Source organism: Haloarchaeobius baliensis, assembly GCF_052060055.1.
Classification (GTDB): Archaea; Halobacteriota; Halobacteria; order Halobacteriales; family Natrialbaceae; genus Haloarchaeobius; species Haloarchaeobius baliensis.
Genome location: NZ_JBPPFR010000002.1, coordinates 99,390 through 113,453, shown reverse-complemented (window position 1 = coordinate 113,453; position 14,064 = coordinate 99,390). Strand labels below are relative to the sequence as shown.

14 protein-coding genes are annotated in these 14,064 nt (G+C 68.2%); 6 read left to right on the top strand and 8 right to left on the bottom strand.

Annotated elements, in window-relative coordinates; all coding sequences use genetic code 11:
* Entirely contained in the window at nucleotides 1–2,151 is a 2,151-nt protein-coding gene (locus ACSG06_RS11475) for a heterodisulfide reductase-related iron-sulfur binding cluster (protein WP_440990423.1), read from the bottom strand.
* Between the two features lie 211 nt (nucleotides 2,152–2,362).
* Between ACSG06_RS11475 and ACSG06_RS11470 the strand changes: the two genes are divergently transcribed.
* Together ACSG06_RS11470 and ACSG06_RS11465 are read left to right on the top strand one after the other, a co-directional pair.
* Nucleotides 2,363–2,959 (top strand): conditioned medium-induced protein 4, encoded by a 597-nt coding sequence (locus tag ACSG06_RS11470; RefSeq protein ID WP_440990422.1) that lies wholly within the window; start codon nucleotides 2,363–2,365, stop codon nucleotides 2,957–2,959.
* A 25-nt stretch (nucleotides 2,960–2,984) separates the two neighbouring features.
* Nucleotides 2,985–3,641, top strand: a complete 657-nt coding sequence (locus ACSG06_RS11465) for a hypothetical protein (RefSeq protein ID WP_440990421.1) — start codon at nucleotides 2,985–2,987, stop codon at nucleotides 3,639–3,641.
* An 18-nt stretch (nucleotides 3,642–3,659) separates the two neighbouring features.
* Here the strand turns inward: ACSG06_RS11465 and ACSG06_RS11460 are convergent, their stop codons facing one another.
* The 5 genes from ACSG06_RS11460 to ACSG06_RS11440 all read right to left on the bottom strand — a co-directional run bounded on the left by ACSG06_RS11460 (nucleotide 3,660) and on the right by ACSG06_RS11440 (nucleotide 6,446).
* Nucleotides 3,660–4,124 carry a GyrI-like domain-containing protein gene (locus ACSG06_RS11460; protein ID WP_440990420.1) on the bottom strand — a complete coding sequence of 155 codons (465 nt, stop codon included), beginning with the start codon at nucleotides 4,122–4,124 and terminating at the stop codon, nucleotides 3,660–3,662.
* A gap of 69 nt (nucleotides 4,125–4,193) precedes the next feature.
* Nucleotides 4,194–4,778, bottom strand: coding sequence for an L-threonylcarbamoyladenylate synthase (locus tag ACSG06_RS11455; RefSeq protein WP_440990419.1), 585 nt, complete (start codon nucleotides 4,776–4,778; stop codon nucleotides 4,194–4,196).
* Between the two features lie 34 nt (nucleotides 4,779–4,812).
* The gene (locus tag ACSG06_RS11450) at nucleotides 4,813–5,556 is read right to left on the bottom strand and encodes a M23 family metallopeptidase (protein ID WP_440990418.1); all 744 of its coding nucleotides are present in this window, start codon (nucleotides 5,554–5,556) and stop codon (nucleotides 4,813–4,815) included.
* 96 nt (nucleotides 5,557–5,652) lie between these two features.
* Nucleotides 5,653–6,168 carry a redoxin domain-containing protein gene (locus tag ACSG06_RS11445; protein ID WP_440990417.1) on the bottom strand — a complete coding sequence of 172 codons (516 nt, stop codon included), beginning with the start codon at nucleotides 6,166–6,168 and terminating at the stop codon, nucleotides 5,653–5,655.
* Entirely contained in the window at nucleotides 6,168–6,446 is a 279-nt protein-coding gene (locus tag ACSG06_RS11440; RefSeq protein WP_440990416.1) for a glutathione S-transferase N-terminal domain-containing protein, read from the bottom strand. The genes ACSG06_RS11445 and ACSG06_RS11440 overlap by 1 nt, the downstream gene beginning before the upstream one ends.
* Before the next feature lie 122 nt (nucleotides 6,447–6,568).
* Here ACSG06_RS11440 and ACSG06_RS11435 point away from each other — a divergent pair, with 122 nt between their 5' ends.
* On the top strand, nucleotides 6,569–7,975 hold the full coding sequence (locus ACSG06_RS11435; RefSeq protein WP_440990415.1) for a hemolysin family protein: 1,407 nt from the start codon (nucleotides 6,569–6,571) through the stop codon (nucleotides 7,973–7,975).
* Nucleotides 7,976–7,996: 21 nt separating this feature from the next.
* Here ACSG06_RS11435 and ACSG06_RS11430 read toward each other — a convergent pair whose 3' ends face one another.
* Together ACSG06_RS11430 and ACSG06_RS11425 are read right to left on the bottom strand one after the other, a co-directional pair.
* The gene (locus tag ACSG06_RS11430; RefSeq protein ID WP_440990414.1) at nucleotides 7,997–9,181 is read right to left on the bottom strand and encodes an inorganic phosphate transporter; all 1,185 of its coding nucleotides are present in this window, start codon (nucleotides 9,179–9,181) and stop codon (nucleotides 7,997–7,999) included.
* A gap of 112 nt (nucleotides 9,182–9,293) precedes the next feature.
* A complete protein-coding gene (locus ACSG06_RS11425) occupies nucleotides 9,294–9,986 on the bottom strand; it encodes a DUF5828 family protein (RefSeq protein WP_440990413.1) in 693 nt (230 codons plus the stop codon).
* A 108-nt stretch (nucleotides 9,987–10,094) separates the two neighbouring features.
* Here ACSG06_RS11425 and upp point away from each other — a divergent pair, with 108 nt between their 5' ends.
* The 3 genes from upp (at nucleotide 10,095) to ACSG06_RS11410 (ending at nucleotide 14,058) form a co-directional block, all read left to right on the top strand.
* Nucleotides 10,095–10,772, top strand: coding sequence for a uracil phosphoribosyltransferase (gene upp, locus ACSG06_RS11420; RefSeq protein ID WP_440990412.1), 678 nt, complete (start codon nucleotides 10,095–10,097; stop codon nucleotides 10,770–10,772).
* A 41-nt stretch (nucleotides 10,773–10,813) separates the two neighbouring features.
* Nucleotides 10,814–11,023 carry a DUF7569 family protein gene (locus ACSG06_RS11415; protein ID WP_440990411.1) on the top strand — a complete coding sequence of 70 codons (210 nt, stop codon included), beginning with the start codon at nucleotides 10,814–10,816 and terminating at the stop codon, nucleotides 11,021–11,023.
* 542 nt (nucleotides 11,024–11,565) lie between these two features.
* On the top strand, nucleotides 11,566–14,058 hold the full coding sequence (locus ACSG06_RS11410; protein ID WP_440990410.1) for a response regulator: 2,493 nt from the start codon (nucleotides 11,566–11,568) through the stop codon (nucleotides 14,056–14,058).
* Nucleotides 14,059–14,064: the final 6 nt, after the last annotated feature.

The window sequence follows — 14,064 nt, the reverse complement described above, 5'->3', positions numbered from 1 at the left end:
CTACAGCCCGGCCGTCTCGCTCTCGCCGATGGCCTCGACGACCAGTTCGGCGACGTCGACGATCTCGATGTCGTCCTCGTAGCCGCCGGTCTTCCGGCCGTCCTCGTACATCGTCATGCACATCGGGCAGGCGACGACGAACTTCTCGATGCCGTGGCCGGCCTCGGTGTCCTCCAGGGCCTCGCGGAGGCGCTCCTCGCTGGGTTTGGACTCCTCCTCCAGCTCCATCCAGAGGCCGCCGCCGCCGCCACCGCAGCAGAACGAGTCGTCGCGGTTGCGGGGCATCTCGTGGAGCTCACAGCCCGTGGCTTTCACGAGCTCGCGCGGCGCCTCGTACTCGTCGTTGTACCGGCCGAGGTGGCAGGGGTCGTGGTAGGTGACCGTGTAGTCGAGCTCGTTGCCCGACAGGCCGAGCTGCGGGACCAGCTCCTCGACGACCTGCGTCCAGTGGTAGACGTCGATCTCGCCGTCCTCGTTCCAGGTGTCCTCGTAGTCGAACGGCATCACGGGGTCGTCGGCGAACTCCTCGAAGTCGACCTCGGGGTACTCGTTCTTGATGGTGTTGTAGGAGTGCGGGTCGGTGCAGACGATCTTCTCGAACTCGCAGTCCTCGAACGACTCGACGTGGTGGCCGGCCAGCTCGATGTAGAGGAACTCCTCGCCGACGCGGCGGATGTCGTTGCCGTCGTACTTCTCGTCGTCGAACAGGATGCCGAAGCTCACGTCGGCGGCGTCGAGGATGGTCGCCAGCGAGCGCGCGACCTTCTTGTTGCGGTCGTCGAAGCTCGGATAGTCGCCGACGTACCAGAGGTACTCGACCTCCTGCTCGCGGGCGTCGGGCACGTCGACCTCGACGTCGTCGGCCCAGTCGCCGCGCTTCCGGTTGGGGTCGCCGAACGTGTTGCCCTTCTGCATCACGTTCTGGAACACCTCCTGCATGGAGGGCTGGATCTCGCCGGCGTCGGTGAGCTCGCGGTTCATCCGGGTGAAGCTCTTGAGGTGCTCTATCTCGACGGGGCAGGCGTCCATGCAGGCCATGCAGGACATGCAGGACTCCATCGTCTCGGCCTGGATGACCGAGGAGCCGCCGTCGGCGACGATGGTCCGCTCGTCGCCCCCGGCCTCGAGGTTCTCGCGGTACTGTTTGAGGTCGAGGATGACGTCGCGCGGGTCGAGGTTGCGCCCGGAGGCCTTGGCCGGGCAGACCGACGAACAGCGGCCGCACTTCGTGCAGGCGTCCTGGTCGAGCATCTCCTTCCACGAGAAGTGGTCGATGCTCGCCGCGCCGGTCTCGGCGTCGAGCGCCGCCGGCACCGAGGGGAGGCGCTTGCCCGCCTTCTCGTCGCGGGTGACGACGTTGGCGAAGCTCGATATCATGTGGAACGGCTTCGCGAACGGGATGAGGGCGATGAACGCGAACGCCAGCAGCGCGTGGCTCCACCACACCGCTACGTAGACGTCGGCGGCGAGGCTCGGGGAGACGCCGGCGGCCTGGAACGAGCGGGCGGTGAACCAGCCGACGAAGCTGACGATCTCGTACTCCGGCATCGACGTGCTGCCCGCGCCGTCACCGAGGATGCGCAGGCCCTCGACGACGTAGCCGCCGACGCCGAGCAGGAACAGCGTCCAGACGAACAGGGTGTCCTCGGTGCTGGTGTGCTTGCCCCAGAGGCGCTCGTTGCGCACCCAGTAGCGTCGGTAGATGGCCATGCCGACGCCGACGACGAACAGCAGGCCCATCGCGTCCATCACGAGGGAGTAGGAGAGGTAGAACGCCCCCGAGAGGAACGGTTCGTTGCCGAGCGCCTTCTGCCAGAGGTCGATGTCGATGCCGATGATGATGGTCCCGATGAGCAGGGTCAGAAAGCCCCACATGATGAACGTGTGCATCAGGCCCCCGTACAGATCGCGGTTGAACTGTTTCTCGTTGGTGGCGACGATCTTCGTCGCCTCGACGACGCGACTCACGATGTTGTCCGTCCGGTCGAACCAGTCCTCCGCGCCCCGCGTGTATCGCGTGAACCGCCGGTACACGCCCCAGCTGAACGTCAGCAGCGCCATCGCAGCGAAGAAGTAGAACAGTATCTCCTGGACGTGCCCGATCTGCCAGAACGTCTCCCGTCCGGGGGTCTGTAACGGCGGAACTGTCATAGTCTATCACCCGGACGACGACGGCTTAAATCTTGCCACACCTCCCGGAGGTAACCCCGACGGTGTCTTGCGAGAATCTCGAACCCGTTTCCAGTTTACCAGCGGCCTGTCTGCCGTCCTGCGATTCCGGGCGACCAGCGCGTCGGCCGCCCGGACCCCAACCAGTTGACCGCAGTCTTTTATAGTTCGTCCGCGTTATCGTCCTGTCACGATGGACAGAAAGACGGAGGAACTGCGCGACATCTTCATGTCCGTGGCCGAGGGTGAGACGGTCACCGAGACACAGGAGGAGTCGCGCGGCTCGCTCGCCGACAGAGGTGACGTGGACGAGCGCCTGTCGGACGTCGTAGACCGGATGCGCGAGCGGTACGCGTTCCGGACCGACCTCGACGACGAGGGGCTGTCCGCGCTGGTTCGGGGCTTCTACGACGGCGAGACCGACGCCGACCTCGCGCGCGAACTCGACGTCTCCCGACACACCGTGTTCCGGGCGCGGATGGACCTGCATCTCCTCCGCGAGAGCGACCTCGACGCACCGTTCGACATCGACGTGCTCCGGGACCGGCTCGACGACGACGATCCGCTGACGGACGTGGCCGACGACCTCGAGGTGAGCGCCTCGACCGTGCGCCGCTACCGCGACGCGCTCGCCGCGCGCAACGAGTCCCGCGGCGCGAACGACCGCTACCGCGACGAGTTCGACAGCATCCTCGCCGACAGCGACCTGACAGGCGGGCTCACGGACGACGTGAAGGACGATGGGCTGCAGGACGCGACGGAGGACGCCGAGGTCGACGTCTCGTTTTAAGTAGGATGACGGGCCCAGACGGGGCGTGCTCGCGTTCAGCGACCTCCGTGAGGCGACCTACTGCCCGCGCAAGCTGTACTACGCCCGCCGCCGCGACGACCGGACGGTCCCCGAAGCGGTCGACGCGGTGCGTGGGCTGGCGCACCGGTACGACGCCATCCTCGCCGGCGGCTGCGACGACGAACTCGCGGAGCTGGCCGCGCTGCCACCTGCGACGTACCGCGAGCAGCTCCGGCGCACCGCCGACACCTGTCCCCGGTTCGACGGGCTGTGCGACCCCGCCGACCGCGACGTGCTGCTGACCGGACGCGACTGTCGCGGTATCGCCGGGAAGGTGCTCACCGACCCGCCGGTTCCGTCGGTCGTCTCCCCCGGAAAGCCGCCCGAGAACGGCGTCTGGGAACCACACTCGGTGTGGGCCGTCGCGGCCGCCAAGGCGCTCGCGTGGGAGCGCGAGACCCCGGTCGAGCGGGCGTTCGTCGAGTACCCCGCCCACGGCGTCGTCCGCACCGTGGCCATCACCGCACGGCGCACGGCGGCCTACCGGCGGGCGATGCGCACGGTCGAGGCGCTCGACGGGCCGCCGCCACGGCTCAGGAACAGCTCGAAGTGCGGACCCTGCGAGTACGCCGACACCTGCGGGGTGAAGACCCGGTCCCTGAGCTCGTTGCTTGGGCTGTAGCCCCCCGATACCGGTCGCTCAGCCCTCGACCGGGACGTACACGTCGAGTGTGGCCTCGGTGTCGCGGGGGTCGAAGTCGGGACCGTAGTACTCGAACTCGGGGTCGTCGGTTCGTTCGTACGCCACCGACGGGAACCACTCGTCGTACACGTAGTCCATCAGCGTCCCGATCTCGTCGAGACCGACGGTGAACACCGCGTAGTTCCCGCCGGGGACCTCGACCCGGTCGAGCGTCGGTGGGACGTCCGTCTCGGTCGACGGTTCGACGCCGGCGAGGTACGTGAAGGAGCCGGTTCCGTCGTCGAAGTCGAACAGGACGCCGAACGCCTCGTCGGAGTCGATGCGGTCGGTGTACGAACTGTGGCGGCTGTCGAACTCGCTCCAGTGCGCGCCGAGGTCGGTATCGCCGGTCGCTCGTGTCGAGAGCCCGACGACGGTGAACTCGTCACGGTGGACCATCCGGGGATCGTCGATGCTGGTCATGCGATGGCTACGAGGTCAGTCGCCTTGACGGTTACCTGCCACGGCCGGTGAGTGCGGGGGTGTGCCTCGTCACACATCGTCCAGCCAGTCCTCGATGCGGTCGGCGAGCGTGCCGCGGCGGTGAATCTCGCCCGTCTCGACGTCGACGACGGTGCTCTCGGTGCCCTCGGTCGGCCCGGCGTCGACGACGTGGTCCACGCGCGCCAGGAACTCCTCGTCGAGGTCGGCGGGGTCGGTGACGCTCGGCCGGCCGCTCAGGTTCGCGCTCGTCGCGGTGACGGGCGTCCCGGCGGTCCGGTACAGCGCCAGCGCCGTCTGGTGGTCCGGCACCCGGACGCCGACCTGCTCGCGTCCGGCAGTAAGCACGTCGGGGACGTGCTCGCATCGCTGGCAGAGCACCGTCACCGGACCGGGGAGGAACTCGTACATGAACGCCTCCTCGCGCTCGGTCGCCAGCACGTGCTCCATCGCGGCCTCGACGTCTGGGACGCCGAGGGAGACCGGCTTGCTGCGGTCTCGACCCTTCGCCTCGAACACGCGTTCGACTGCGTCGGGGTCGAGCGCGTCCGCGCCGAGCCCGTACACCGTCTCGGTGGGGTAGACGACGAGGCCGCCCTCGCGGACCACCTCGCCGGCCTGTGCCACGTCGGTCATGGCGGGAGCTACTCCCGCAGGGGGGAAAAGTCTGTCAGAAGAACGAACGCGGGACGCCGGTGCCCGCGACCGTCGTCTCGCCCACGTCGTAGTACGAGCGGTACTTCCCGCCGCCGGGGGCGTGGACGCTGAAGTCGAGGTGGGCGCCGCCGACGCCGGTCGCGCCCTCGATGGCGATGACCTCGCCGCGGTCGACGTACTCGCCCTCGACCACCTCGAAGTCGCGGAGGTGCCCGTACCACGTCTCCCAGCCGTTCGGGTGCTGGAGGATGAGCCAGTTGCCGTAGCCACCGTCGTCGTACGGCGGGATGACGACGCTGCCCTCGCGCGCCGCGACGACCTGGCCGCCGCCGGAGGGGCTGGTCGAGATGTCGACCGCGCGGTGGTACCGACTGCCGCCGTCCCGGGTGTCCCAGTACGTCGAGGTGACGGTGCCCGAGAGCGGACAGATGAAGTCGCTCGCCGTCAGCCCGTAGTCGAGCACCCAGCCGGTGACGGGTCCACCGCCGGAGTCACCCGAGAACTGCACGTACCACCAGTCACGCCCGTCGTGCTGTTCGGGGCCCTGGAAGATCCGCCCGCCGGTGCGTTCGTCGAGGATCGTGATGCGGTCGCTGCCGACGTTCTCGTACACGCTGAGCGGCGCGTTCGTGAACACGGGGTCGAGGTAGTCGAACCGCGCGTCGGCGGCCGCCACCGACGAGAGGCCGACGGCACCGACGACCGCGCTCGCTGTACCTTGCAGGACGTCACGCCGCGAGGGGGAATCGAAGCCCATAGCGAACGGTAATACTCGGCGAAGGGGCATAAATTTGAACGTAAACGCATTGAAAATAATCTCGGGCTACCTGCATCCGCCGTCGTCGGTTCGGGGCTACAGCTCCGCCAGCGCGCCCTCGACCGCGTCGTAGTCGGGGAAGTCGGGCCACTCCTGGGCGGCCCAGGCGTACTGGACCGTGCGGTCACCGTCGACGAGGAACACCGCGGGTCGGAACTCCGTGACCCCGGCCATCCCGTCGAGGTCGTGTTCGATACCGTACTCGGCGGCGACGTCGGCGGCGGGGTCCGAGAACAGCGCGTGGTCGATGCCGCGCTCCTCGATGAGGCGCTTGTGGGCGTAGGGGTCAGAGATGGACAGCCCCACGACCTGCACGTCGAAGCGCTCGCCCCACCCGCGGTCGCGGATCTCGTTCCACATGTACGTCGCCGGGAACGCACCGTTCATGGTGTGTGCGACGAGGAGGACGGGCCCCGCTGCGACCAGCTCCGACAGCGACGCGTCCCCCCAGTACTCCTCGTTCACGAGCGGTCGGGTGAAGTCGGGTGCCGTCTCCCCGACGTCGACGTGGTCGGTCTCGGGCAGGTCGACGACGTCGAAGTCGAGCGCCATCAGGCCGCACCTCCATCGGCCGCGTGGTCGCCGTACGTCGCGTGGAGGTAGTCGACGATGTTCGCGCTCTCGGACATCGTGACGCCGGTGTTCTCGTCGACGATGGCCGGCACGGTGCGCTTCCCGGAGACGCGCTTGACGACGTTCCGCCGTGAGTGCAGCGGCTCGACGAACCGCGAGCGGTAGTCGAGGTCGTACTCGTCGAGCACGCGGACGACGCGCTCGCAGAACGGGCACGCCTGGAGTCGGTAGAGCGTGATGGGTGGCGTCTCGGACATGGGCGCGGGTACGCACGACGGCGCTGAAAGGCCTTCGCTCGCGGCAGCGCCCTCGATTCCGACGAACCGGTCAGGAAACAAGAAAAGAGTTAATCCCGGGGGGGACCAAGCCTCACTGTCGAATGGGTTCATTGCCTAGTCTCGCGTCCGTGGAGCCCCCCGCACTGTACGAGGTTCCGATTATCGGTATCCATCTCTCGGAGCCCGTCATCACGGTGCTCGGTGTCGTGACCATCGGGATCCTCATCGGTCTCTCCGCCTTCTTCTCCTCCTCGGAGATCGCGATGTTCTCGCTGGCGAAGCACCGGATCGAGTCCATGCGCGAGGAGGGGAAGCCGGGCTCGGCGATCGTCGCCGAGCTGAAGGACGACCCGCATCGCCTGCTGGTCACCATCCTCGTCGGGAACAACCTCGTCAACATCGCGATGTCCTCCATCGCGACGGGGCTGTTCGCCATCTACCTCGACCAGGGGCTGGCGGTCGCGGTCGCGACGCTCACCATCACCGCGCTCGTCCTGCTGTTCGGCGAGAGCGCGCCCAAGAGCTACGCGGTCGAGAACACCGAGTCGTGGGCGCTCCGCATCGCCCGCCCGCTGAAGTGGTCCGAGTACGTCCTGCTCCCGCTCATCCTCATCTTCGACTACCTGACCCGGGTGGTCAACAGTGTCACCGGCGGCCGCTCCGCCATCGAGAGCTCCTACGTCACCCGGGACGAGATCCAGGACATGATCGAGACCGGCGAGCGCGAGGGCGTCATCGAGGAGGAGGAGCGCGAGATGCTCCAGCGCATCTTCCGGTTCAACAACACCATCGCCAAGGAGGTGATGACGCCGCGGCTCGACATGACCGGCGTCCCGAAGGACGCCACCATCGACGAGGCCATCGAGACGGCCATCCACTCCGGCCACGCCCGCGTGCCGGTGTACGAGGGCAGCCTCGACAACGTCATCGGCGTCGTCCACATCCGCGACCTCGTTCGCGACAACAGCTACGGCGAGACCGAGCCCGAGGACATCGAGCTCGAGGACCTCATCCAGCCCACGCTGCACGTCCCCGAGTCGAAGAACGTCGACGAGCTGATGGCCGAGATGCGCGAGAACCGCATGCACATGGTCATCGTCATCGACGAGTTCGGCACCACCGAGGGGCTGGTGACGATGGAGGACATGATCGAGGAGATCGTCGGCGAGATCTTAGAGGGCGAGGAGGAGGAGCCCATCGAGTCCGTCGACGACGATACGTTCGTCGTCAAGGGCGAGCTCAACATCGAGGACGTCAACGACGCGATGGGCATCGACCTCCCCGAGGGCGAGGAGTTCGAGACCATCGCGGGCTTCATCTTCAACCGCGCCGGCCGGCTCGTCGAGGAGGGCGAGCAGATCACCTACGACGGTATCCAGATCACCGTCGAGCAGGTGGAGAACACCCGCATCATGAAGGCGCGGCTCGCCCGCATCGGCGACGGCGAGAGCGAATCGGGCGACGGCGAGGACCCAGACGCGGAACCGGGCGAGGTCCAGCCCGAGTAGCCGACTCGCCTCCGCCCCCGCTCAGAGCAACAGTGCGTCGATCACCGTGAAGCCGACGTAGGCGAGGGTGAACGAGAGCGCCAGCGAGCCGACCCACGCGAGCACCGTCTTCACCATCTTCTCGCGGCTCACGCCGCTGCCGCCGGCCGCGTAGCCGCTGCCAATGATGGCGCTGACGATGATCTCGTTGAACGAGACGGGGATGCCGAAGAAGATGGCGACCTGTGCGATGGCGAAGCTCGGGATGAGCGCGGCGATGGAGCGGCGCGGCCCGAGCGAGGAGTAGTCCTGCGAGAGCGCCTTGATCATCCGCGGGGCGCCGGTCCACGACCCGACGAGCAGGCCGAGCCCGCCGCCGACGAGCACCGCGACGAGCGGTACCTCGAACTCCGAGAGCAGCGGCGCGAGCGGGCCGACGGCGAGGCCGACCTGACTCCCACCCGCGGAGAACGCGACGAGCCCCCCGAGGGCGAGCAGGAACCGCCGCTGTGCCGCCGCCTGGTCACGGGAGACGTCCCACGCGAGCGCCAGGGCGATGCCGGCGGCCACGGCCAGCGTGACACCGACCGTCGCGACGAGCTGCGAGCCCGGAAGCGACGGGGCGACGGCCGCAGCCAGCGACGCGCTCTCGCCGGGCGGGCCGAGCAGCACGAACTCCACGTTCGCGAGGATGGCGCCGACGACGCCCGCGAGGATGGGCACGAGCCATCCCTCCTCCAGTGCGTCGCCGCGCAGCGCACGGGCGGTCGCGTACGCCGTCCCGCCGCCGACGAACGGCACCAGCACCCACAGCGTCACGATCTCGGTGTACTTGCCGAACTCCGGCGTGCCGCCCATCGCCAGCCCGACGCCGACGACCGCGCCCGTGACGGTGAACGCGGTCGCGATGGGGTAGCCCGCGAAGATGCCGATGGCGACGAGCGCCGCGGCGACGAGCAGGCCGACGGTGGCCGCCTCGGCCGACAGCGTCACCCCGCCGATGAGCTCCTTGCCCACGGCCTCGGTGACGCCCTGGCCCTGCAGCACGGCGCCCGCGAAGCCGAGGATACCGACGAAGAAGCCCGCCCGCATCACCGAGATGGCGTTCGCCCCGACCGCGGGTGCGAACGGCGTCGAGCCGGAGGAGCCCGCGCCGATGGACCACGCCATGAACAGACTCGCCAGTCCCGCGACGAGGACCGTCGCGACCGTCGCGGCACCTACCATTGGTGGGAGGGTTGGCTGGGTGCTATAAGTGGGTGTCGCCTCCCGTGCGTCGCTGCTGGTTCGTGTCCGTCGGTGAGAGTGACGATTCAGCCGGAACGGTCGCCGCAGGCAGTCAGTTCGTCGACGGCTTCGACCGGTCCTCCGACGGCGGCGGTTCGACGCCCTCGGCGGCCTCGACCTGCGCGGTGTCCTTCTCGACGTCGACGTGCCAGCGGTCGACGGTGTCCTCGTACTCGTAGAGGCGGTCGCCCACCTCGCCCTTGAGGTCCTCGTCGTTGACGTTCACCTCGAAGATGAACTGGTCGTCCTCGCCGGCGGACTGCTGGAGGTTCGCGCTGACGAGCTCGTTGTCGAAGTAGTACGGGGCGAGCTGGGTCATCACGCGCTGGTAGACGGTGTCCTCGACCTTGCGGAGGGCCTTCCGTCCCACGGAGTCGGCGGCGCGCGCGACGTACTCGATGGACTCGTTCCACTTGTCGACAGCCGTACCGGTGTCGCCGTTCTCGAGCTCCTCGTAGGACTGCGAGAGCTTCTCGCCGGCGGTCTGGACGTCCTCGTTGGGGTCCTTGCCGGCCTTCTCGCCCTCGCCCTCGTCGACGCTGGCCTGTTCTGCGGTCTTCTCGCTGACGTCCGCGTCGATGTCCTCGGTGGCCTTCGGTCGCCACTCGTTCCACTCGACGAACGCGTCGGCGTGCTCGCCATCGTTCACGTCGAGGTCGCGCAGGGCGCGGGTGATGCGCTCGCCGTGTTCGACGACCTCGGGCCAGGTGCCGCGGACCTTGAACCCGGAGATGCTCTCTTCCATCGGCTTGCACCGGCCTATGCCCCCGTTCGTGATAAACTTTCCAGGGAGTCACGAGCTACCAGGGCGCGAATCGAACGATTTTACAGGTTCGCCCGCGCTGGTGGGTGTATGACAATCGAAGACCGTGGCGACGCGTACCTCGTCACCCACGCACTGGCGACGGACACGCTCACGAAGCTCCGCAGCGTCGAGACCGAGCAGGTCGCGTTCCGGAAGGGCCTGGTCAAGCTCGGCCGCATCTGTGGCTACGAGATCATCGACGGCCGGATGGAGACCCAGTACGTCGAGGTGCAGACGCCGCTGGAGAAGACGATGGGCGAGCGCGTGAAGGGCCTCGACGACGTGGTCATCATCAACGTCCTGCGCGCCGCGACGCCGTTCGTCGAGGGGCTGCTGAAGGCGTTCCCGCGCGCCCGCCAGGGCGTCATCTCGGCCTCGCGCGACGAGGAGGCGGGCCGCAACGAAGAGGGCGAGTTCCCCATCACCATCGACTACGTGAAGCTGCCGGACATCAACGAGGAGGACACCGTCATCGTCGCCGACCCGATGCTCGCGACGGGTTCGACGATGAACGCGGTGCTCGACCACGTCACCGAACAGGCGCCGGACCCGGAGCACCTCATCGTGCTCTCGGCGGTCAGCGCGCCCGACGGGCTCATCCGCGTCGGCGACCAGTTCCCCGAGGCCGACCTGCTCACCGTCGCCATCGACGACCACCTCGACGACAACGGCTTCATCGTCCCCGGGCTGGGCGACGCCGGCGACCGTGCGTTCCGCACGACGTGAGGACCTGAACGTCTTTAACTGCCGAGTGCGACGGTCCGCCCATGACCGAGGATCCGTGTGACGACTGCGGCGAGTCAGTCAGCGACGCACTCTCGCGGACCGTCCAGCTGGCGGTCGACCGCACGCAGATCGACGCCCAGCGGCTCTGCCCCGAGTGCTTCGCCGACTGGATCGACCGCTACCAGCGCGAGATGGGGACCGACGACGGTTCGTCGGTCGACATCGACGACGACGATATCATCGTGGATTAGAACCCCTTCGCTTCGCGTCGAATGCGCAGTCGGACGTCCGGGTGACGCTGCGATATCTCCGGGTGAAACGGCCCCTGGGAGCGCTCCAGAGTGCTCCCGAGGACTCCCGTGACCCGTGAGCACCGAGTGTGGAGTCGGCGCGATGCCCCAGCACCCGACGAGGAACCCCTTCGTTTCGTCTCCGGTCCGCATGCAGGCGGCGCCCTCGTCCCGGGGACTCTCGGGACGAAACGGACCCGGTGAGTGCTCCCGAGGTGTCGGGACCGCTACTGTGACGTTCTGACTACTGTGTCGTGGGCCGAGCTGAACCCCCTCGTTTCGGCTCCGAACCGATGGACGGGACGGGTGTAGGCCGGAATAATCTCCGGTCGAAACGCACCTCCGTATGTCAACTGTTATCACTTTCCGAGAGCGGTCGGACCCTGCTATCGTGGACGAGGACCTGCCGTCGGTGGCTCACTGCGGAAGGCCACGAGCTCCCGCATCGGCGGGTACCTCTTTAGTAGTCCCGCCCCGAGATACCTCACGGAACGCTGGTCCACATGTCAGGGACACCCGCCTCCATCGACGTTCTCCACGTCGACGACGACCCGGAGTTCACCGACCTCGTCTCGACGTTCCTCCACGAGGAGGACGAGCGGATGACCGTCGAGACCGCGACGAGCGCCGCCCAGGGACTGGCGCTGCTCGAGGACACCGACGTGGACTGCGTCGTCTCCGACTACGATATACCCGGCACGAACGGTATCGAGTTCCTCGCGGCGGTTCGCGAGCGCCACCCGCGGCTTCCCTTCATCCTCTACACGGGCGAGGGGTCGGAGGAGGTCGCCAGCGAGGCCATCTCCGCGGGGGTGACTGACTACCTCCAGAAGGGGACCGGCAGCGACCAGTACGCACTCCTCGCGAACCGCATCGAGAACGCCGTCGCGGCCCGTCGATCGGCGGGCGAGGCGGACCGGCGCCGGCACCGGCTCGAGGAGACCAGCGCACGTCTCGAGGTGCTGTTCGAGGACTCGCCCGACATGGTCAACATCCACGACGCCTCGGGCGCCATCATCGACCCGAACGCGAAGCTGTGCGAGGCGACGGGCTACGACCACGACGAGCTTACCGAGATGAAGGTCTGGGAGCTCGACCGGACACTCACACCCGGGGAGGCGGCCGACATCTGGAACGGGATGGCCGTCGGCGAGAGCCGTCGACTGGACGGGGTGTACGAGCGTCGCGACGGCTCGACGTTCCCGGTCGAGGTCCACGTGAAGCGGCTCGACCTGGAGGGTGCGGACCGCTTCGTCGCCATCAGCCGCGACGTCTCGGAGCGGACCGAACGAGAGCGGAAGCTGGAGCAGCTCCGCGAGCGGACACAGGAGCTGATGTACACCGAGACGATCGAGGCGAGCACCAGCCACGCGGTCTCGGCCGCCGACGAGATCATCGGCGCCCCGTTGAGCGGTGTCCACCTGTTGAACGACACGAGGGACGCACTCGTCCCCAGCGCCGTCGCGGAGTCCCTCCCCGAGGTGTTCACCGAGGTGCCGCGGTTCGAGCGGGACGGGCCACCGGGTTCGCGGGCGGCGCTCGCCTGGGAGGTCTTCCGGAGCGGCGAGCCTGTCTACCTCGGGTCGCTCTCGGCCGCAGACAGGGTCACCGAGGAGAGTCCGGCCGAGAGCGTCGCGATCCACCCGCTCGGCGAGCACGGGGTGTTCATCATCTCCTCCCGGGACCGGCAGGCGTTCACCGACACGGACCGGCTCCTCGCTGAGATACTGGCGAACAACCTCGAGGCGACGCTCGACCGGGTCGTCCGCGAGCAGACCCTTCGGACGCGAGAGAACCGCCTCCGGCTGCTCCACGAGGCCACGCGCGACCTGATCCGTGCGGACTCGACGCGGGAGGTGACCGAACGCATCGCCGAGGCCGCAGAGGAGATACTCGGGTTCTCGCTCACGGTGGTCCGGCTGTACGACCCCGACGAGGGCGGACTGGTCCCGGTCGCACAGACGGAGCAGGTCGCGGCGGTTCTGCCGGAACGACCCGTGTTCACCCCCGACGACGAGAGCCTCAACTGGGACGCCTACGCGTCGGAGACGGTGCGGATCATCGACGACATCGAGGATCTCGACGACGTGGCCGACCAGGGGACCGGCCTGCGGAGCCTCATGCTGCTGCCGATGGGCGAGTTCGGCACCATCTCCGTCGGGGAGACGGTCCCGCGGGCGCTCGACGACACCGACGAGTTCCTCGCGCGCATCCTGGCGACGGCGGGGGAGACGGCGCTCCAGTCCCAGGAACAGCGGGCCGACCTGGAGGAGCGACAGGCGGCGCTCGAGCGCCAGAACGAGCGGCTGGAGGAGTTCGCGAGCGTCATCAGCCACGACCTCCGCAACCCGCTGAACGTGGCGAGCCTGAACCTCAGCCTGGTCGCAGAGGAGTGCAGTAGCGAGTACATCGACGGGGTCGAGCGCGCACACGACCGGATGGAGGCGCTCATCGAGGACCTCCTCACGCTCGCACGGAAGGGCACGACGCCGACCGCCGTCACCGACGTCGCGTTGCCGTCGGTCGTCCCGTCCTGCTGGGCGACCGTGGACACGCGCGGAGCGACCCTCGTCACGGAGACGGACCGGACGATCCGCGCCGACGAGGGGCGGCTCCGGCAGCTGTTCGAGAACCTGTTCCGGAACTGCGTCGAGCACGGTTCCACGGGGAGCGGGTCACGGTCCGGCGACGCCGTCGAGCAGGGCTCGACGGACGGCGGGACGGAGTCGGACGACGACGAAGCGGGCGAGGCGACCGTCACCGTGGGCGACCTGCCGGACGGCTTCTACGTCGCCGACGACGGCCCGGGGATCCCGCCCGACAAGCGCGAGCAGGTGTTCGAGGTGGGCTACTCGACGAGCGACGACGGCACCGGATTCGGGCTCGGCATCGTCCAGCAGGTCGCCGAGGCGCACGACTGGGACGTGCGGGTGACCGAGGGCGAGGACGGCGGTGCGCGCTTCGAGTTCACCGGCGTCGATATCGTCGCGGCGTAGCCGGGG